Origin of the sequence: Anaeromassilibacillus sp. SJQ-1 (assembly GCF_046693725.1) — a bacterium.
GTDB lineage: Bacteria > Bacillota > Clostridia > Oscillospirales > Acutalibacteraceae > Anaeromassilibacillus.
This window is the reverse complement of the sequence record NZ_JBKEIV010000044.1, coordinates 168,224-187,834: the sequence shown is the minus strand read 5'-3', so window position 1 is coordinate 187,834 and position 19,611 is coordinate 168,224. Positions and strand designations below refer to the sequence as shown.

Here is a 19,611-nt window from a genome sequence, read left to right as displayed (position 1 = left end):
GAACAAACGTTTCGGTAACCAACTCTGTAACCCTCGAAAATGCTGTATTTGATTTTGTAATCCCACGCGGAGAATCTGGAATGCGTGGGACTCGGGACGTCCTCGCCACTGTCGATAACACCAACCAAACTACTACAGCTGGGAGTGCCTTTACGTTCAATGCGACTCCACTTGTCACCGGCAATGCCATTACGCGTACAGCAGGTTCTACAGATGTGGGAGCCATCAACCCGGTATCTATCAAGCGTCATTCCATTCCACAGTTTCTTGCCAACGCAGGGGATTCATTCCAGCGTCTGTTGCAGTCCATTTGTTCCAAGGAGGCGCGCCGGTTGCAGGCGCGATTGCCAGCCACACCTTTACTACCTCCAGAGAGGTCTCCACGATTTCCTTCAATGTACCATCCCGGGTGACGAATGCTCCAACAACCATACAGATGGTTCCTGAGAATGCCGGCTTCACTTTTACTGACAGCGCCTTAACAGTTATTCGTTTGGGTGACACACCGTAACCGCAAGAACCCCAACAGGGTGCCTCTCATGATAATGCTTGTCTGTCATCTCCCAAAAATTACCATTGCAGAGCGGTCCATAAGACGGTTATAATGAGAGTGCCCTTTCTCTTTGCGGGCATAGCCGTTCCAGCTAAACCAGCTGGGGCGGCTACTTTTTTGTCCTTTATTTCGCAATCGATGGAAAAAAACAGAACAACAATTGCGATATTTCTCCATTTATTCACAGTTCGTCCATGATTCTTAACGTAGGTTTCGCACTTCATTCAAACGCCGTACACAATCAACCCGTATACTATAGACATTGAAAAAAGCTGTTACAGTCTATGGAAAAGGACGGAATACCGGCCCATAGACTCGGCAGACCAATTGCTATTCCTCTTCTGAAATCCGTCATATGCGCGACAGGTGACTGGAATTTCTCAGAGGTTTCTATATAGTAGGATTCAAAACCATTTTACTTCATGCCCTCCTTTCTTTTAAGCGCGGCCATTCGGCCGCGCTTTTTCTGCTTTATTCACGTATTACGATTGTTGATTCTCCTGCGGACAAGTAAGCGGGAAAACGCCTGGGCATTAAATGGAAGCAACGGGTATAAATACCCCCTGCCCGATATCGTTTTGCTACAAATCAAAATGAGCAGCATCAAAAGTAAACCTGCAATATATCCCCAAATGTTGAACAGCGCAGTCAATACCAAAATCACTACGCGAAACAGCTTAAAGGCATACCCCAGTTCAAAGCTCGGTTGGGTAAAGTTTGCAATTGCAACAAATGCCATAAAGAGTACAACCTCTGGCACAAACCACTTGGCCTGTACTGCAAAATCTCCCAATATGAGCGCCCCCACAACGCTGAAAGAATTGCTCAACACACTGGGGGTATTCAGTGACGCCAGTTTTAACCCGTCAATAATGAATTCAATCAACAACAGTTGTGCGAGAATCGGCACCTGATTGGGCTCCTCAATTTGAATAAATTCCAACCAAGATGGAATCCACTGTGGATTTATCATCAATAAATACCACGTCGGTGTCAGAATTAAAGTCAATAGGAATACCAACATCCGTACCGTTCGTAAATACGTCCCGATTAATGGCGGAAAATAATAGTCGTTGGTATCCTGTACAAAGTCAAAAATCGAGGTTGGCAGAATCATTACCGAGGGAGAATTATCTACCAGAATTGCAATACTTCCCTCCAATACACTTGCTGCCACTGCATCGGGACGTTCCGAATAGCGGACCTTTGGAAATGGATTATACCATTTCGGCTTGATTAAGCATTCTGCCAAACTCTCCTGGTTCATTGTCAACGCATGGATTCGAACCTTCTCCAGCTTCTTACGCACCACATCCAGCATTTTCGGTTCGACAGCGCTTGCCATGTAGCAAACAACAATATCAGTTTTTGATTTTGCGCCAAGCTGCAAAATCTCCATTGTCAGATCTGGGTCTCGGATCCGGCGGCGAATCAAAGCGGTATTATGGACCAACGTCTCTACAAAACCATCCCGAGAGCCCCGTAAAACGCGGTCGTCGTCGGGTTCGCTCACCCCTCTCGTTGGATACGTTCGAGCGTCAATCATCATCGCCCGGTCAAACCCCTGTACCAAAAGGCAAATTGTCCCGGAGAGTACCCCTGTTGCTATTTTGTCGCATTGATCTTCACAATCAACCTCTACATACGGGATAAACGTATCCGCGAAATCCTGTGTTGTTTGAATATCCTTTAAATCCTCTGGTTTCAAGGACATAAGATATTCCATCAATTTTTCTAGAATATCATCTTTGGCAAAGCCATCGATAAAATAGAGCACAGCTTTTTTATCTGCTATACGAATTTCTCTTCCAATCAGGTCAAAGCTCTCCGACAGCCGGAGCCGGTCATCCAGAACGGCCCGATTCTCCTCATAGATAGAGGAAAGAGTCTCCTTTTTCAATTATCCCGCCTCCCGATTTTTTGATCGGTATAGTATGCGGAAAAAGGAAAAATTTATGTATCATTCCTACGATGTGGCCATTTTTTCCCCACAAATTCCACTATAAATTATCCATATAATTCATACTGCTATCTTTTCAACTTTTATTGACAATATTCTTGAAAACACGTATACTGATTTTAACGAATCGAAAAAGGAGTGTTGCTATATGTCGTCCAATCCGCTTTTGTTGCTGGATAACAATACCATGATGACGGTTGTCAACCACGGTACGTTTAAATGTACCGATGTTACCTTTGACGAAGCTAAGGCAATCATTGAATTGCATCCGCAGGAAGATATTGTAAAATGCTTCTCAAATTTAGATATTGAAGAGATTATCTTTGATTATTTAGGAATCAAGAAGCGTGACTTTGCCTATAAACGCATTCGGGATATGCATCTTGGGCAGGAAGGTATCGTATTCAAGCTCTATGCCACGCCTTCTGAAACACAGCCCATCATTCGAACAGATAAAGGCAATGAAGCAAAAAAGATTCAGAATATTTATGTGTACTGTCAACTGATTTCAAAAGTAGAATAAACACATTCGAATGGCCCTCGGCGGACCTTGCTGGTCCTACGAGGGCATTTTCATTCTTTGGAGAATCACTTTGCAAAGGAGTTTATTATGCAGATGCCTCATCCAATCGATCCACGCCTTTTGGCACCTTGCGGCATGAACTGCCTTATTTGTTATAAGCACTGTGGTGTACCGGCTCAAAAAGCTTGCACGGGCTGTCTAGTTTCGGACAACAAGAAACCGGCACACTGTCGTAGTTGCCGAATACGCTCATGTATCGCGCAGAAAGAGCTGCGTATATGCAGTTCCTGTCCTTCGTTTCCATGCAAATGGCTCAAGACAAAAGATAAAACTTATCAAACACATTATGGTATCAGTCTGATTGCAAATGGACGAGCTGCGGCAAGTCTCGGCTTGGAAGCCTTTCTCTTAGAGGAGGAAAAGCGCTGGATATGTCCTCAATGTGGGGGGAGCTTTTCTCTACATGATGGAGTCTGTAGCGACTGTCATCTCCCGATCAAACCTTCTTCGTTATAAAAACCATTCCGGTTCTCGACGCTGTGCACATTTCTTTTCAAACCCTTTGCTCGCTACAGACAACATAAGATGTGGGAAACTTCTGGCGTTTTGTGGACAAGCAGTCATACACGCTGTACAGGAAATGCAAAGGGAGCGATCGGTCTTTCTCGGATTGGCGCTATCGATTGCATGTACTGGACAGATTCGTACACAAACTCCACAAGCGGTACATCTTGTATTCGCCGAAGGTTTGATTGGGACACTTAGAATCTCTCGATATGGTCGATTTCCCTTGATTTGTATCGGTTTCCAAGTATCCTGGCGAGCTTTTAATCGCTCTGCACAAAGTGCTGAAAATTGGTCAATTTTTTCAAAGTCCGCTGCATCCGGCCGCCCTGCCGCAACCTTTGTAAAGATGGAATGCTGAGCAACGAACGCTGCTGCACCGATTGTGCAGAATCCCTGTTGTTCCAAAAGATCTTGCAATTCCAACAGCGCGTCATCATAGTCACGATTTCCATAAACGGCAACTGCAATCGCTGGCGTATGCGATCCCTGTAAGGATTTGATTTGTGTAAGACATGGTGTAGGAACCCGCCCTGAAAAGACTGGAATTCCGATAACCAATATGTCATCCGGCCGCATCACGCCAGGCCGTCCTTCCGGCGTTCGCAAAAGGTCCCAAACCTTTACGCCACTGTCATAACTTCCACTTAGGTTTGTCGCTATCCGTTCCATCACTTTCTCTGTGGTTCCAGATGGACTAAAAAATACACACCATATTTTTCCCATCATTTCTACTTCCTTTCCTAAACCTACCGGCTCTTTTTTATCTGTGTAAAACTGAAAAGCATCCATCTGTTCTTTCCTATTGCACACATATAAATCTACTTTTGCTGTAAAAATCCAAAGTACTTTCGGATTTCTCTCACTATTCTTTCCACAGGGTTCTCTCCTCTGAAAGAACGATACATGAGAAAAAACCGCCCTGTTTTGCGCAGGGCGGTTTTTATAGAGGAAGAATTTATGAAAAAAGAAACTTGCAAACTTTTTAAATCCCTTACCGGATTGATTGTAGTATACGATATGAATGTGAACGTTTTCTGAAGAAAGATAGAATTTTCTGAGAAAAAGGAGTCCTGGATCTCCATTTCTATTCCTCCAGGGGAGCGATACTATCTGCGATTTTCAGTACATCGTCTTTTGCCAAGTCGGGGTCGCGGACATATAACCAAAACATAGCGTTGTCAATTTGTCCGTATAGCATTTTTGTATCTTCTTTCTGAATATACAGAGCATCACGGCCATTCAGTTCGACCGTTTCTGTATGAGAACCCTCTGTATCGATGCTCGATCCCCCGTCAAAAGATTGCGTGTATCGGATCGTTCTGCTGCCAGAGCCTTTGTATCCAATTTGCACTAAGCGCGTCTGTTCCCTCACACGCGGTCCGTCTTTTAATTCATAGCCTTCCGGTATATAGCTTGGTGCATATGCTACAAAAGGTTCATCCTCTTGCGATTCTTCAGTTGGTCCATATTGGAGTTCCGTATGTGTTGGGAACATCTGCGAAATAACCTTAAAGAACCATTCACGCGCTGCACTTACTGTCATAATCGTTGTTCCCGCAGCAATCAACAGAGCGAGGAAGAATACAGCGGCGCGCTTTGCATAACGCACAAGACTACGCATCCACGGTGCGCGGCGTTCATCACGGATCAGGTGAACAATTTTTCTGTCAAAACGCTTCGAAATCTGGTACTGATTTTGTAGTTCTTTGTCCGATGGCAAATGATCTAGCTCCTCACGTGCAAGGTCCATCAAAGCACGTTCTAAAAGCTCGTCGCTTAAACCAGTCATATAACCTCCTTTTCCTCCAGCGCCTTAGCCAGTTTTTTCTTTCCTCTTTGTAAAATCTTCTTTACATAATCAACGGAAAAACCCGTAATGCTGGAAATTTGATCGAGCGACAATTTCTGTATATGCCGCAAAGTCATAACATCTCGATATGTCTGTGGTAAAGAACGAAGCGTCTCCAAGAGCTGTTCATACGCTTCTTTCTCCTCTAACTGAACACCCGGTCTGCGATCTTCCGGTTCCTCTGTCTCGGGAACCTCTTCCCAAGGAATTGCCGCCCCCTCTCTTTTTCCTGTTCGTAATAGGTCGATACAAGTGCTTCTAATAACTATAACGATAAAATGTTTCGTTTGGGGACAATTTATTTCTCCTATTTTCGAAAAATTTTTAATAATGCGGATAAAAGCTTCCTGAACCGCATCTTCTATGGCAGATTCCTTGTGAAAATAATCCCTGGCCACATAAAACATCAGCTGTTTGTATTGATGGTACAGTTCTTCAAATTTTCGTTGGTCTTCCTCCGAATCAATTAGCAACAACAGCGTCGCAAGCATAAAATCCCCCTCCCATTGGTTCCTCTTTTCTTGCACTAATTATACCATAATCTCCTTGAAAAAAGACAAATTTCTACATTCTTCCTCTATAAAGCCCTTAAAAAGAGTATAAAAAGGCATCCGGACTCAGAAAAAAGTCCGGATGCCTTTTAAAACAATCAGAACGAACGCCTATCCAATACTTTCTTGAGGTATTGCCCCGTGTAAGAGCTTTCAATCTTTGCGACTTCCTCCGGTGTTCCTGTGGCAACAATGGTTCCTCCATTGTCTCCTCCTTCAGGCCCCAAATCGATAATGTGATCCGCAGTCTTAATAAGATCAAGATTGTGTTCAATCACAACAACCGTATTTCCAGCATCCACCAATTTTTGCAGTACATCAATCAGTTTGTGAACATCTGCAATGTGAAGGCCGGTAGTCGGTTCGTCCAGGATATAAATCGTCCGTCCGGTGGAACGCCTGCTCAGTTCTGTTGCCAGCTTGACACGCTGTGCTTCACCACCCGACAGCGTTGTTGCCGGTTGACCGATTTTGATGTACCCCAAGCCAACGTCTTGCAACGTTTGGAGTTTTCGTGCAATCCGAGGAAGACTGGAGAAAAATTCCAAGCCTTCTTCCACCGTCATCTCCAATACATCGTAAATACTTTTTTGCCCTTATACTTAATCTCCAAAGTCTCACGGTTATAACGTTTCCCTTTGCATACGTCACAGGGAACATATACATCCGGCAGAAAATGCATTTCAATCTTAATAATACCATCGCCCTGGCATGCTTCGCAACGGCCGCCTTTGACATTAAACGAAAAACGGCCGGACGTGAAGCCGCGCAGTTTGGCATCCTGCGTCGACGCATAAAGCTCCCTTATATCGGTGAATACCCCCGTATAGGTCGCCGGATTGGAGCGCGGTGTACGTCCAATCGGAGCCTGATTGATCTCTATAACCTTGTCCAGCGCCTCTATCCCCTTAATCTGCTTAAAGGCGCCCGGACGGCACTTCGCGCCGTTCAAATTAGAAGCCAAATACTTATATAAAATCTCATTGATTAAAGAGGACTTGCCGGACCCGGATACCCCTGTCACACAAACAAATTTTCCCAAGGGAATATCTACGGTTACATTCTTTAGGTTATTTTGAGCCGCCCCTACAATTCGCAGTTTTTTTCCATTTCCTTTCCGGCGAACCTCTGGGACCTCCACCCGTTTCTGACCGCTGAGGTATTGTCCTGTTATGGATTGAGAGCAATGTACGATTTCGGAAGGCTTTCCGTTAAAAATCACTTGGCCTCCATGAATGCCCGCGCCCGGCCCAATATCCACAATGTGGTCCGCAGCACGCATGGTATCCTCGTCATGCTCTACGACAATGACGGTGTTGCCAAGGTCGCGCAGATGTTTCAATGTTCCCAAAAGCTTATCGTTATCGCGCTGATGCAAGCCGATGCTCGGCTCGTCCAGGATATATAGAACCCCTGTCAGTGAAGACCCAATCTGTGTTGCCAGACGGATACGCTGGCTTTCACCGCCTGAAAGTGTCCCCGAAGAGCGGGACAACGTTAAATACTCCAATCCGACACTCTGTAAGAAACCAAGCCGGCTTTTGATTTCCTTGAGAATCGCAGCAGCAATCATACTGTCGCGCGGACTGAGCTCCAAATGATTGATGAAATCCAATGCCTGTGAAACCGACTTCTCGCAAAAATCTGCGATATTTACGCCGCCCACTGTGACCGCCAGGCTCATGGGTGAAAGCCTTTTTCCATTACATGCGTCACAGGGAATCGCGCTCATATACGCCTCTATTTCTTCTTTGATCCAGCTGCTCTGCGTCTCACGAAAACGGCGCTCCAAATTGTTGATAATCCCTTCAAACTCAGTCATGTAACTGCCGCTTCCATATTCGTTCTTCCGCTCTACTTTAATTTTTTCACCTTTTGTACCATAGAGTAAAAGATCCACGATCTCTGGCGAGAGTTCTCGGATCGGGGTATCCAAGGAAAAATGGTAGTGTTTTGCCAATGCGTGCATGTACATGGCGGCAATGGTGCTGCCTTCCATTGCCCATCCACTGCCCTTGAGCCCGCCTTGGTTGATGGACAAGTCTTTATTCGGCAAGATCAGATCCGGGTCAATCTTCATAAAGACACCCAAGCCGGTACACTTCGGACATGCGCCGTAGGGATTATTAAACGAGAACATCCGCGGCGTCAGTTCTTCAATACTGGCGCCATGTTCCGGACAAGCATAGTTTTGGCTGAAGGTATAATCTTTTTCCGGCGTACTAATTACGACAATTCCACCAGCTAAAGAGGCCGCTGTTTCAATTGAATCCGCCAAACGAGAATGGATGTCCGGTTTGATGACCAAACGGTCAACGACAATTTCAATGGTATGCTTATTGTTTTTTTTCAGCTTGATGGTTTCAGAAAGGTCATAGATCATTCCATCCACGCGCACCCGAACAAAGCCGCCTCTGCGCGCGGCTTCGAATTCCTTGACATGTTCCCCTTTACGGGCACGCACCACCGGAGCAAGCACTTGAATTTTTGTACCTTCATCCATCCGGAGAACCTGATCGACAATCTGATCGACGGTCTGTTGTTGGATCTCCCTGCCACAGATCGGGCAATGAGGCACGCCAATCCGCGCATAGAGCAACCGCAAATAATCATAGATTTCGGTGACAGTGCCCACTGTTGAACGTGGGTTCTTTGAGGTAGTCTTCTGATCGATCGAAATCGCAGGAGAAAGCCCCTCGATGTAGTCCACATCTGGTTTTTCCATCTGGCCTAAAAACTGCCTTGCATAAGAGGATAACGACTCCACATACCGCCGCTGTCCTTCTGCATAGATGGTGTCAAACGCAAGGGAGGACTTTCCGGAACCGGAAAGTCCTGTAAATACGATCAGTTCATCGCGCGGAATTGCAATATCGATGTTCTTGAGATTATGCTCCCGAGCGCCTTTGATAAAGATATTCTTTGCTATCATAGCGGTTCCTTTCCAATTGCACTATTTTCCGGACTGCAGTGCTTTGATCTTATCACGCAAATAGGCAGCATGTTCGAATTCTAATAATTTTGCTGCCGCTTTCATTTCACGGGTCAACTGCTCAATTTGCTGTTTGCGCTCCTGTGCAGACAGATGTCTACCCTTTTTAGGCTTCGGATCATCCTTATGTGTGGAAATCTCCAACACCTCGCTGACCTTCTTAACAATCGTCTTCGGCACAATTCCATGTTCTTTATTGTACTCCATCTGAATGGTTCGGCGGCGCTCTGTCTCGCGAATCGCCATTTCCATGGAGGGGGTCACGGAATCTGCATACATGATTACCTGGCCTTTCGCATTTCGTGCCGCACGGCCAATGGTCTGAATGAGAGAACGCTCGGAACGCAAAAAGCCTTCTTTGTCTGCATCCAAAATCGCTACGAGCGACACCTCCGGAATATCAAGCCCTTCGCGCAACAGGTTGATGCCAACCAAAACATCGTATTCCCCCAGACGCAAATCTCGGATGATCTCCATTCGCTCTACTGTATCGATGTCGTGATGCATATAGCGAACACGAACCCCCGCATTTTCCAAATAAGCGGATAAGTCCTCCGCCATCTTTTTTGTCAGAGTTGTGATCAGCACACGCTCTTTGTTGGCTGTACGCAGATTGATCTCTGAAATCAGATCATCAATTTGTCCATCCGTCGGTTTCACGATGATCTCCGGGTCGACAAGGCCCGTCGGACGAATCACCTGCTCGACAATCTGTGCGGACTTTTCCTTTTCAAAATCGCCCGGTGTAGCACTAACAAAAATTGCTTGGTTCACATGGGCGTAAAACTCGTCAAAATTCAGGGGACGGTTGTCATAGGCAGAAGGTAAACGGAATCCAAAATCGATCAAGGATTGCTTCCTTGCCCGGTCTCCAGCGTACATAGAGCGCACCTGCGGCAAAGTGACATGGGATTCATCCACAAAAAGAAGAAAATCTTCGGGGAAGTAATCCAACAGAGTACACGGCTGGCTTCCTGGCGCACGCCCGGACAACACACGGGAATAGTTCTCAATCCCTTTACAGAAGCCGATCTCGGAAAGCATTTCCATATCATACTGGGTACGCTCTCGGATACGCTGGGCTTCAATCAGTTTTCCATCCGCTTCAAAAAGCTTTACCCGCTGCTCCATCTCCGCTTCAATTTCTTTGATCGCGCGCTGCATTTTTTCCCGCGGCACAATGTAGTGCGACGCAGGATAGATTGCGACATGCTTAAGTTCCGCTTTAAATTCCCCCGTTAACGCGTTGATCTCACTAATCCGGTCGATTTCATCCCCAAAAAATTCCACACGAATGACCGTATCGTTCGATTGTGCTGGGAAAATCTCCACGACATCCCCCCGCACACGAAACTTGTTGCGAATGAAATTGATGTCGTTGCGCTCATATTGGATCTCCACCAACTTGCGAAGAAGGTCATCCCGGCTCTTCTGCATTCCCGGCCGAAGAGAAATCACCATTGTACGGTAATCGATTGGGTCGCCTAAGCTATAAATGCAGGATACACTGGCCACAATGATGACATCTCTGCGCTCTGAAAGAGCGGATGTTGCAGAATGACGCAACTTGTCAATCTCATCATTGATCGCCGAATCCTTTTCAATATAAGTATCCGTTGTTGCGATATACGCTTCCGGTTGATAATAGTCGTAATAGGAGACAAAATATTCAACCGCATTCTCCGGAAAAAACTCTCGGAACTCCGAACATAGCTGCGCGGCAAGCGTCTTGTTATGTGCCAGCACTAGCGTAGGCCGATTGACCCGTTCAATTACATTGGCCATTGTAAAGGTCTTCCCGGAACCGGTTACACCCAGCAGAGTCTGTTCCTTGTCCCCTTGCAGAAGTCCCTCCACCAATTGGTCAATCGCCTTCGGCTGATCGCCCGTCGGCTGATATTTCGAAACCAATTTAAAATCCATATTTCAGCTCCTATTTGGTATTGGCGCTGTGTTCTTCCGGTCCCGCGCTATCCGCAGCCCGAAGTGAAACACGCGGCTGTCTTTCGTCTGTGAAAATATGGGGCATAAGTCCGCTTTCTTTTAGGGAAGTGAAATTTCTTCCCGCCACAATAATATGGTCGATCAACAGAACGTCAATCTCCCGCAACGCATCAAAAATGCGCGAAGTAATACTGAGATCCTGAGGACTCGGCAGAGCGCTCCCACTCGGATGATTATGTGACAACACAGCATAGACAGCCTGATACCGTGCCGCCAGTCCAACGATCTTTTGCACATAAATGTTGGCGGTCACTGCAGTTCCTTCACTGACAATATCACAGTACAAGATTCGGTTTGAGCTGTCCAACAGCATCAAAACGACTACTTCACAGGACAAGCCTACATACTGCTTCATCAGATAACGCGCCATCTCCCGATAATCGTACATACGGGCACGGTTGGACTCCCGATCCATCTCATAACAGCGGAATGCCTGTGGCAACATCTTGAAAAATGCTGCGGCAACCGGTCCCATTCCCGGGATGTCGAGCAGTTCTTCATAAGGCGCATCCAGCACACCCGAAAAAGAGCCGAATCGCCGGATTAATTCGTGGGCTAAGGGATTGGTATCTCCCCGCGTTTTACAAGCAAAGAGCAAAAATTCCACCTTTTCATGAGGGGCAAAAGCGTCAAAGCCCGACTTGAGAAACCGTTTCCGCATCCGGTCCCGATGCCCGTCGTGGATATTCCCGGCACCTTTCTGAGATTCTCTTTTCCGCTGCTTCTCTGCTTCCATATATTGCCCTCTTTTCTGCCTCTCATTCGAACGTTCCTAGGTACTGTCCCATAAAAGCCCGTTGCTATCCATTGTAAACAAGCGCGGACTGCCGATGCAAAAGGTGCCTTTCGGGTTCCCTATCGGTTATAAGCCAGCTCGTTCATCCAGCCGGCTGTGTAAGCCATTAAACTTTCCGGCTACCAGGCTTGACCGGCTCTCCGGCTCCTGCCTTACACAAGGGGCAGTCCTGCGGCTCCCAAGATTCCACTTCCATAGAAATCACCGACTTAAACGGCACTCCAAAGTCGATCTTTCCGCCGGTGCGGTCCACAATCGATCCTACACCAACGACAACACCGCCAGCCTCTTTCACCAGGTCGATCACTTCGCGCACAGAACCGCCAGTGGTCACAACGTCTTCTACAATCAGCACCTTCATCCCCGGGGTTACGACAAAACCGCGGCGCAATGTCATTTTGCCCTCTTCGTCGCGCTCCGTAAAGAAATTTTCACACTTCAGGGGACGGCTCACTTCATAAGCCATTTGGACCGCTCCCATGGCCGGACCGATCACGACCTCAACCCCATCGTTCTGATACTGCTCGGCCAATGCACCACAGAGTTCCTCACTGTATTTTGTATTACGAAAAATTTTTGCACACTGCAAATACTTATTGCTGTGGCGACCAGAAGTCAGGCGGAAATGGCCCTCCAGCAAAACACCAGCTTCTTTCAAAATCTCCAAAACTCTTTCCTGTGTAAGCATAGCAACTTCTCCTTTTCCTGATGAATAGAAATTATGTTCTTATTATATACCAAAAAACCGATTTTGGGAAGTATTTTATCCATTCCTGTTGGAAAAAAGAGAAATCACACAAATCTATTGACAAAGCTGGTTCTGTGTTATATTGTATATATAGTACATATACAATATAACACGGAAGAAGGGATTGGGTGGACATCCATATCAGCAATTCCAGCGGCATTCCCATCTACGAACAACTGGTCACACAGATCAAAAATTTAATTTTGAACGGTGTATTGCAGGATGGAGAAGCTCTTCCCTCCATGCGCCTGCTTGCAAAGGAGCTGCGTATCAGTGTAATTACAACCAAGCGTGCTTACGAAGAGCTGGAACGTGAGGGATTTCTGTACACGGTGGTAGGGAAAGGAAGTTTTGTCGCTGTTAAAAATGCGGAACTCCTCCGAGAGCAGCAGCGCCGTATTGTGGAGGATTCCCTCGGGAAAGCTGTCGAATCCGCCAAAGCATATGGTATTACCTTGGAAGAGCTACAAGAATCGCTTTCGATCTTATATGGAGAGGACTGAACCGGATCTATGGAAAAAGTATGTTTAGAGATTCAAAATCTGACAAAGCGTTACGACAACAGCTCGTTTTGTCTGGACCATTTAAATCTTCAACTTCCATATGGAAGTGTCATGGGGTTAATCGGAGAAAATGGAGCTGGAAAAACAACAGCAATCAAGTTAATCCTCAATTTGATCCGCCGGGATGAGGGAAGTGTAAAGCTTTTTGACCTGGATAACATTCGTGATGAGGAAGCCATAAAGCAACAAATTGGCGTGGTCTTTGATGAAAATCATTTTCATGAGATTTTTACTCCAACGGATATTGCAAAAATCATGCGAAATCTCTATCAGAAATGGGACGACAATCTGTTTCAGCAGTATCTCAGACAGTTCCAGCTGCCTGTAAACAAACCGGTCAAAACCTATTCCCGTGGAATGAAAGTCAAGCTGTCGATCGCTGCGGCACTGGCCCACCATCCCAAACTGCTCCTATTAGATGAGCCGACCAGCGGTCTTGACCCCATTGTGCGCGACGAAATTCTATCCATTTTTTTGATTTCATCCAAGATGAAGAACACACCATTCTCATGTCTTCCCACATAACAGGCGATTTGGAAAAAATCGCGGACTATATCACCTTTTTACACAGGGGAACCCTGATATTTAGCGGAATTAAGGACGATCTTTTGGACCGCCATGGAATCGTAAAATGTACTTCTAAGGATCTTCAACATATTGATCCCAAGTGGATCGTCAAGCGGCGTGTAGGGCCCTTTGGTTGTGAAGCATTGGTCAACAACAAAGCAATGATTCGCCGGTTATATCCGGAACTCTTGATCGACAACGCCACCCTGGAAGAAATCATGTTATTCTATGTGAAGGGAGAAGAAAAATTACTGGGTTGATCTGCAAGGACTTGGTCCTTATTAAAAGAAGTATGGGTTCAACCATTTTAATCTTAGCCTTTCTTGTGGTTCTCTTCAGCACCATGATGGGGATTGCCGCCGGCATGGCAATGATTCCCATTGTATTTGCGATGATGATCCTCAGCACCTTTATCCTAGATGACTCTGCAAAACGGGACGCCTTCGCTTTGAGCACTCCCATGGCCAAGCGGCGAATGGTGCTATCAAAGTATTGCACCTCTATGGTTTTAATCCTGATGGGGGCCACCTTCTCAGTCATTGTCGCTGGAATTGCGCTGATGTTACGGGGGAACGTTTGGTCCCTGGAGGTTACCTTTACCTTGTTGGCCTCGGTTGGAGCTGCTTGTTGTATGAATGCCTTCCTATTGCCTTTGGCATATCGATTCGGCGCGGAACGGGCCCGTGTCGTTTTGATGATTTTAATTTTTGTACCAATCTGCTTTGCAGCTCTCATGAAAGAACAATTCCCTACTGTTTCGATGAGCGACACAGAGGCCGGCCTTATCTTTGTAAATCTCTCCATCCTGGGAATCCTACTTTTCTTTCCATCCTATTTTATTTCCAAGGCAATCTACATGCGTAAAGAATTCTAAAATTATGGACTCTATTCCAGCATAAATGGTTTTAAAACGAGAACGATCGTAAGGTTACTCGTGTCAATCGTAACCTTACCGGTTGTTCGCTTTGTACCTATTTTTCCTAGCCTGTTTCTATTCAAAATTCCCCATAAGCCCTTGCTTTTTTAAAGGCCCCAAGCATACTGTCACAGAATCAATCGTCCTCAATCCCACCAAAAGTACCAAGCGCGAGACTGACGTAAGCTGTCCCCGCCAACATTCCGACGGTTGTATCCGGCGGTCCTTGATCTACCACATCTGGACAAAAGGCATACTGTTCCTGCGCCAACTCCATGACCCGTTCTTTCGGAACCGGAGCTGGAACGGTAAGTTCCAAGGCATCGTGTGTAATCACTGCTGGTCTTGCTCCATACTGTTCAAACCAATATTTTGTAACTGCCATCAATTCCGGCGTATCTGGACACTCATTCCATCCACCAAAGGGAAGGTAAGCAAATACTTCCCACGGATTCTTTACCGGGATTTCAACCAAAAGCAGCGGCAATGTCCGTTCTGTAGGATAGTCCCAATAGCCTAAAAATTCATCATTTGCCTCTCCGTTCGCCATTTCCCCGAGAATCTCTCCGCTCCAGTCCAAGTCATCGTCCTGCGCCTCTTCTTTGCGCTCCAGTACGGCCTTTCCATCCAACATCGAGTCTGTAAGTGCGGTCTGTCGGTACTTTGCCTCCTCTTCCTTATCAAAAACATCATCTGCTCCATCACAATACCCCTCAGAATTTAGGAGTAAACACTCCCACAGGGTGTCGATCTACGGCCACCAACATGGGCACAAAACCTTCTTGCTGGCCACGCTTACAAGCATCCTGATATGCAAGTTCGATGGAGGTGTCACTCTTCATGGGCGGTAAATACAAACAAGGACAATGCAAATAATCCATCATCCCTTCCGCAAGAGACGGAAGGGTCGATTCCCTTTTCCTTGTTTTAGCGGATTCCAACTGCCATTCTTCCCAGCGATGCTCGATGACTTTGGAAATTGCCTGGTAATAGTCCTCGTTAAAAGGGACAAACAGATAAGCCTCATCCTGAAATCCGTTCGAAGGATAACGCTTCTCTCCAAAATATTCCATCGCATAAGAATCAATATCCGATGGGAAATACGGTTTACTGCCATCGCCATAATAATGCCGTGTAAACGCACAGCCTATCTCATCAAAGTAGGGGTACAGCAACAGGCCGTGGAGCTCATCACGCACAAATTCTCGCAAATCTACGTCCCAGGGACTCTTTTGGATTTTCTCCACTACAGCAGAATACCGGTGCAAAAATTCCTTGCTCATTCGGCTGTGTTCGATACACCAACGCAGATAAATTGCCAAATGGTTATAGGATGTTCGTTCATCCACCTGTAATTGCTTCTCCCGAATACTTTCCAAGTGCCAAGCTGCATCATCCATCATTTGTTCCAGAATCTCCTCATCGGGGTTTACAAACATTCGGGCGTTCAGTATCTACCAAAAAGCTGATTCCCTCCATCTCGTCAAGCAGTGCATCTGCATCGTGCGATGTTTTATATTCCATCTCTTCTGCATAAAGTGGAATCACTTGATAAAAATGGACAGCATCCCCATTGGGAAGTACCGCTTTCTCCGCTCCATCCTCCACATTTTGAGGATCAATCAGTATAACGCCTTGTAATTCCGTATTCGCCGCATATGGTTCTTGATTATCCACAGTATGTCCCCAGCCTAACCACGTATCATAGGTCATCGGTAAACGAGCCAATTGCTTTAACAGCCGGATCGGCCAATACCAGCATTCATCCTCTTCCCCCAGCCTCCAATCTTTTGGCAAACAAATCGCCAATTCCGCACGCTCTAGATGGCTGGCGGAGAGCTCTTCTGGTATCTTCATCCGGTGAGCGCCCATTCCCATGGTTACCAAGGTGTAATAGTCCCGCGTATCTTTGGGAGGCACAATACAGATGTCCACATGGATGTCCGGTGAAACCAGCTCATGGAACACATTGTCGAACTCTCCAAAGTATCTTTCGATATGCTGTTCCACCGCAGACATCTCATCTCCGGTATAAAGCTCCGGTTCTCCACCCTCCTCCGAGGACCAGAAAGCCCCCTCCTTTTCCGTTCCGTCCGGGTTCAGGAAGATCTGGAAGTACTGTCCATTATCGGTTATTTGATAGAGCAGGCCGATGTGGTAGTCCAACCCCACCAGCACGGTGTCTAACTTTGCTGCTCTGCCGTCCGGGTGGTTCCGTTCCAGCCACCGCCCATCCTGAAGCCAGCCCTTCAGCTGTTCCAGCCAATCCGTATACAGCTTGGACATCCCGGCCTCGTTCATTTGGAACATGAGGTCAAAGGTATGACCACCCACCGCATAGGGAAACTGGGTGAAAGGTGCATTAGGAGTGTACTGTTCCGGTTTCGGGCCAAAGATATTCCAAAAACGCTCCAGCCCTTCTTCATTCACTGTAATACAGGAGATGGAGCGCTGTTTATCGTCGGCGTCCTCGTCCAATCCCTGTTGGAGGATTTGGTCCGCATCGGGATTGATCCAGTGGTACTCCATCTGTTCCAGTGGTGCTCCGTCCTCGATCTCTTTTTTCAAGGTCAGGAACTCATAATCACCGGGTTCCAGTGCAAGGCCGTGGGCCACTGCCTCTAAAGCACCTGCTTTATCACCAAAATGCGCCCGCAACTTTCCCACTTGCAGCCAGATCCATGGGTAGTCCGGCTCTTCCCGGATACCCCGCTCCGCGTAGTCCAACGCTTCTTCCAACTGACTGCAGTACATCAGGGCTACCGAGTAGCGGTAGTACCACATGGCACAGCCCTTTGCGTTTTTCTCCGAATCCTTCATCCATTGGGCTGCCTTGTAGTAGTACCGGTACACATCCAGATTGTTGCAGGCGAAGGAGTACCATAGGGCGATTTGGAGATCCTGCTGGGCCTGCCTTTGGGTAAATTTCTTCTCCTGCACGCCCTGCTCGATAAAGTTGTCCAGCCATTGGAGCATTTTCCCAAAATAGCCCGATATACCTTCGTCAAAGGACCTCAGCGTTTCAATATCCTCCGCCGACAGCAGGGAACCGGTCTCCGGGTCTACTTCCGGTTCTCCCTCCTGTTCCCACAGGCGGACCGCCCCCACATCCCGGCGGAACACATGGAAGCCGCCCCAGGTCAGTTCGGTGCCGGCAAAAAATTCCTTGGCCGCGTCCAGCACAGCAGGCAGATCCCAGGCGATGAAGTCCAGATACCCGTAATACAGACCAGTGGCCCCGCCCAGAAAGGTGACCGCATCATCTCCGGCATGTTCCTGAATGGCTTCTTGTAGGGTATCCCGGAACTGCAAGATCTGCTCTGCCCGCTTTTCTCCTTTAAAACCAGCCAGGGGGTAACACAAGAAGCCTGCTACGATGCCGTCCCTTTGGTAGTCATCCATGGTGCTGCTCTCGGCGCTCATGTACTCGTTAATGAGAACCGGTAACCGAGCGGAACCAGTGTAGATGTCCAGCCGCCAGTCGGCATCCGGGTCCTCTACCGGCTTCAGCTCATAGCCAATATAGCTATTGTCCAGGTATTCCTGGGCATCGTCCCAAAGGGTGTATTCCATATCCCGGAGGGTTTTAGGTAGAGAGGACAGCAGGACGGACGCCCCCTCTTGGGGCTGCTCCACAACCTCTAAGTTGTTGATGAGCGCAATGGAGGACACCTCTCCCAAAACCTGATCGGTGAGCGTGTAGACCAGCCACCATGCTTTTTCTGCATCATCCTTCATAAGAGGCTGCAGCTTTTCGCAGTACAAGGTCAGGGAGATCCGGTCCTCCTTCTTCTCTATCCAGACCTGCACATCCTCCGGCCGTATCTCTGTTTCCCCCGCCCGGAGATAGAATCCCTCAGACGTTTGGCGCCCCACTAGGATGTTCCAGTGCTCCAGCACAGATGCCGGTGCATGACGCTGGAAGTAAGTGAGGGGGAACAGTCCAGCCCTGTGTCCCTCGGCAGTGAGGATCAGTTCATACTTTTCCCCGTTGAAACCCAACTCAAAGGCAGGGGAAGAGAAAGCCATCTCCAGCGCACCGCTGCACTTTGCCATCAGCTCCTCGCCCCGCTCCCGCATTTCGTCGGTGTCCATTATATGGCGCAGCTCTGCTTCAATCCCAGCAAAAGCAGCCCAAGCTTCCTCCGTCCTCTGCCGGAAGTCCTTCTCAAACTGGGGCAGGGCCAGCCGGCGGCGGCAATCGTCGATGAATGTCTGGGTGTCCTCGTCGCCGGGACGAGCCGCCAGCGCCTGTTCAAAATACCGCAGCGCAGAACCCTCCTGGTCTAAATAGTAATAGGCATAGCCCATGCGGAAATTCCAGCAGTGGTCGCCCTCAAAATATTCTTCGTGGCGTTCCAGCAGATCAATAGACTTCTGGAACAGCTCCCGATCCCCCAGTTCTGCCAAATTGCTATATGCCCTGGCCAGCTCACTGTCCATTTCGGGTGTACGCTCCCCGGCAGGGATGTCCTCCAACGCATCGATGATTTTCTGAAATTCGTCGTTTTCATTCCACCTCTGGCATTGTTCCAGCAAACTCATAGATGATACCTCCTTTATCTATTGTGGTTGTTCTATCATATCGTTTTTCACGGAGTGTTTCCGCACTCCTTTGTTATCGTCAATGTTGTTTATTCATAAGGTTCACACCTCTGTATTCCAGTCGCACAGCATTTGATTTTGTGCCACCCGGAGCAGCTCATCCCGCACCTCCATCAGCGCAAAGTTCAGAAGGTTTTGTCTCCGACACTTCTGCGGGCCCCGGGCCTCCGGTGAACTGGCCGATAGGCGGATGCCTCAGATGTTATTGTAAGGGTTGGCCTCTACCCGCACACTGTGCCCGGTTGAGGGCAGGGGAACTCCCGAGGCGAACGTTTCTGGCTGAATTCACACCAGTTTCCGTTGAGTACGACGGAGTATTTGAACCTTATATCACAATATCACACCGCCTGGTCAAAGCCCCCATTTTGCAGCCCAGGGTTTTGATCTACTTGGGGGCGCTACATTTTAGGCTTTGCC

15 protein-coding genes and 2 pseudogenes are annotated in these 19,611 nt (G+C 47.5%); 5 read left to right on the top strand and 12 right to left on the bottom strand.

Annotated elements, in window-relative coordinates; all coding sequences use genetic code 11:
• Positions 1 to 240: 240 nt before the first annotated feature.
• On the bottom strand, positions 241 to 432 hold the full coding sequence (locus ACGCCZ_RS12510; protein ID WP_054324307.1) for a hypothetical protein: 192 nt from the start codon (positions 430 to 432) through the stop codon (positions 241 to 243).
• 596 nt (positions 433 to 1,028) lie between these two features.
• The gene (locus tag ACGCCZ_RS12505) at positions 1,029 to 2,453 is read right to left on the bottom strand and encodes a spore germination protein (protein ID WP_054324306.1); all 1,425 of its coding nucleotides are present in this window, start codon (positions 2,451 to 2,453) and stop codon (positions 1,029 to 1,031) included.
• Positions 2,454 to 2,661: 208 nt separating this feature from the next.
• Between ACGCCZ_RS12505 and ACGCCZ_RS12500 the strand changes: the two genes are divergently transcribed.
• Complete coding sequence (locus ACGCCZ_RS12500) at positions 2,662 to 3,036, top strand: hypothetical protein (protein ID WP_054324305.1); 375 nt, start codon at positions 2,662 to 2,664, stop codon at positions 3,034 to 3,036.
• An 87-nt stretch (positions 3,037 to 3,123) separates the two neighbouring features.
• Positions 3,124 to 3,552 carry a DUF3795 domain-containing protein gene (locus tag ACGCCZ_RS12495; RefSeq protein ID WP_082402224.1) on the top strand — a complete coding sequence of 143 codons (429 nt, stop codon included), beginning with the start codon at positions 3,124 to 3,126 and terminating at the stop codon, positions 3,550 to 3,552.
• Here ACGCCZ_RS12495 and ACGCCZ_RS12490 read toward each other — a convergent pair.
• From ACGCCZ_RS12490 to pyrE, 7 genes and pseudogenes are all read right to left on the bottom strand, one after another.
• Positions 3,547 to 4,392: a 4Fe-4S binding protein gene (locus ACGCCZ_RS12490; protein WP_054324304.1), complete on the bottom strand. Its 846-nt coding sequence runs from the start codon at positions 4,390 to 4,392 to the stop codon at positions 3,547 to 3,549. The two genes, ACGCCZ_RS12495 and ACGCCZ_RS12490, sit on opposite strands and share 6 nt — an antisense overlap.
• Positions 4,393 to 4,687: 295 nt before the next feature.
• On the bottom strand, positions 4,688 to 5,392 hold the full coding sequence (locus ACGCCZ_RS12485; protein WP_054324303.1) for a DUF4367 domain-containing protein: 705 nt from the start codon (positions 5,390 to 5,392) through the stop codon (positions 4,688 to 4,690).
• Complete coding sequence (locus tag ACGCCZ_RS12480; RefSeq protein ID WP_054324302.1) at positions 5,389 to 5,943, bottom strand: RNA polymerase sigma factor; 555 nt, start codon at positions 5,941 to 5,943, stop codon at positions 5,389 to 5,391. Before ACGCCZ_RS12480 ends, ACGCCZ_RS12485 begins: the two co-directional genes overlap by 4 nt.
• A 158-nt stretch (positions 5,944 to 6,101) precedes the next feature.
• Positions 6,102 to 8,935 (bottom strand): annotated as a pseudogene (gene uvrA / locus ACGCCZ_RS12475) (excinuclease ABC subunit UvrA).
• Between the two features lie 21 nt (positions 8,936 to 8,956).
• On the bottom strand, positions 8,957 to 10,918 hold the full coding sequence (gene uvrB, locus ACGCCZ_RS12470) for an excinuclease ABC subunit UvrB (RefSeq protein WP_085533086.1): 1,962 nt from the start codon (positions 10,916 to 10,918) through the stop codon (positions 8,957 to 8,959).
• Between the two features lie 10 nt (positions 10,919 to 10,928).
• Positions 10,929 to 11,735 (bottom strand): JAB domain-containing protein, encoded by an 807-nt coding sequence (locus ACGCCZ_RS12465; RefSeq protein WP_411656187.1) that lies wholly within the window; start codon positions 11,733 to 11,735, stop codon positions 10,929 to 10,931.
• A gap of 166 nt (positions 11,736 to 11,901) precedes the next feature.
• The gene (pyrE, locus tag ACGCCZ_RS12460) at positions 11,902 to 12,483 is read right to left on the bottom strand and encodes an orotate phosphoribosyltransferase (RefSeq protein WP_054324299.1); all 582 of its coding nucleotides are present in this window, start codon (positions 12,481 to 12,483) and stop codon (positions 11,902 to 11,904) included.
• 188 nt (positions 12,484 to 12,671) lie between these two features.
• Here pyrE and ACGCCZ_RS12455 point away from each other — a divergent pair, with 188 nt between their 5' ends.
• From ACGCCZ_RS12455 to ACGCCZ_RS12445, 3 genes and pseudogenes are all read left to right on the top strand, one after another.
• A complete protein-coding gene (locus ACGCCZ_RS12455) occupies positions 12,672 to 13,046 on the top strand; it encodes a GntR family transcriptional regulator (protein WP_054324298.1) in 375 nt (124 codons plus the stop codon).
• A 9-nt stretch (positions 13,047 to 13,055) separates the two neighbouring features.
• A pseudogene (locus ACGCCZ_RS12450) lies at positions 13,056 to 13,933 on the top strand (ABC transporter ATP-binding protein).
• Positions 13,934 to 13,965: 32 nt separating this feature from the next.
• Positions 13,966 to 14,547 carry an ABC-2 transporter permease gene (locus ACGCCZ_RS12445; RefSeq protein WP_411656184.1) on the top strand — a complete coding sequence of 194 codons (582 nt, stop codon included), beginning with the start codon at positions 13,966 to 13,968 and terminating at the stop codon, positions 14,545 to 14,547.
• Between the two features lie 178 nt (positions 14,548 to 14,725).
• Here the strand turns inward: ACGCCZ_RS12445 and ACGCCZ_RS12440 are convergent, their stop codons facing one another.
• The 3 genes from ACGCCZ_RS12440 to ACGCCZ_RS12430 form a co-directional block, all read right to left on the bottom strand.
• Entirely contained in the window at positions 14,726 to 15,223 is a 498-nt protein-coding gene (locus tag ACGCCZ_RS12440; RefSeq protein ID WP_411656182.1) for a DUF4253 domain-containing protein, read from the bottom strand.
• 79 nt (positions 15,224 to 15,302) lie between these two features.
• On the bottom strand, positions 15,303 to 16,028 hold the full coding sequence (locus tag ACGCCZ_RS12435; RefSeq protein ID WP_411656181.1) for a hypothetical protein: 726 nt from the start codon (positions 16,026 to 16,028) through the stop codon (positions 15,303 to 15,305).
• A complete protein-coding gene (locus ACGCCZ_RS12430; RefSeq protein ID WP_411656180.1) occupies positions 16,009 to 19,134 on the bottom strand; it encodes a suppressor of fused domain protein in 3,126 nt (1,041 codons plus the stop codon). Before ACGCCZ_RS12430 ends, ACGCCZ_RS12435 begins: the two co-directional genes overlap by 20 nt.
• Between the last annotated feature and the right edge of the window lie 477 nt (positions 19,135 to 19,611).

Bases quoted from the DNA above. Each gene is read 5' to 3' on its own strand.
- ACGCCZ_RS12490 (WP_054324304.1), bottom strand. From the start codon at position 4,392: ATGGATGCTTTTCAGTTTTACACAGATAAAAAAGAGCCGGTAGGTTTA.
- ACGCCZ_RS12440 (WP_411656182.1), bottom strand. From the start codon at position 15,223: ATGTTGGATGGAAAGGCCGTACTGGAGCGCAAAGAAGAGGCGCAGGAC.
- ACGCCZ_RS12445 (WP_411656184.1), top strand. From the start codon at position 13,966: ATGGGTTCAACCATTTTAATCTTAGCCTTTCTTGTGGTTCTCTTCAGC.
- ACGCCZ_RS12480 (WP_054324302.1), bottom strand. From the start codon at position 5,943: ATGCTTGCGACGCTGTTGTTGCTAATTGATTCGGAGGAAGACCAACGA.
- uvrB (WP_085533086.1), bottom strand. From the start codon at position 10,918: ATGGATTTTAAATTGGTTTCGAAATATCAGCCGACGGGCGATCAGCCG.
- ACGCCZ_RS12495 (WP_082402224.1), top strand. From the start codon at position 3,124: ATGCAGATGCCTCATCCAATCGATCCACGCCTTTTGGCACCTTGCGGC.
- ACGCCZ_RS12435 (WP_411656181.1), bottom strand. From the start codon at position 16,028: ATGTTTGTAAACCCCGATGAGGAGATTCTGGAACAAATGATGGATGAT.
- ACGCCZ_RS12465 (WP_411656187.1), bottom strand. From the start codon at position 11,735: ATGGAAGCAGAGAAGCAGCGGAAAAGAGAATCTCAGAAAGGTGCCGGG.
- ACGCCZ_RS12430 (WP_411656180.1), bottom strand. From the start codon at position 19,134: ATGAGTTTGCTGGAACAATGCCAGAGGTGGAATGAAAACGACGAATTT.
- ACGCCZ_RS12510 (WP_054324307.1), bottom strand. From the start codon at position 432: ATGGTTGTTGGAGCATTCGTCACCCGGGATGGTACATTGAAGGAAATC.
- pyrE (WP_054324299.1), bottom strand. From the start codon at position 12,483: ATGCTTACACAGGAAAGAGTTTTGGAGATTTTGAAAGAAGCTGGTGTT.
- ACGCCZ_RS12500 (WP_054324305.1), top strand. From the start codon at position 2,662: ATGTCGTCCAATCCGCTTTTGTTGCTGGATAACAATACCATGATGACG.
- ACGCCZ_RS12485 (WP_054324303.1), bottom strand. From the start codon at position 5,392: ATGACTGGTTTAAGCGACGAGCTTTTAGAACGTGCTTTGATGGACCTT.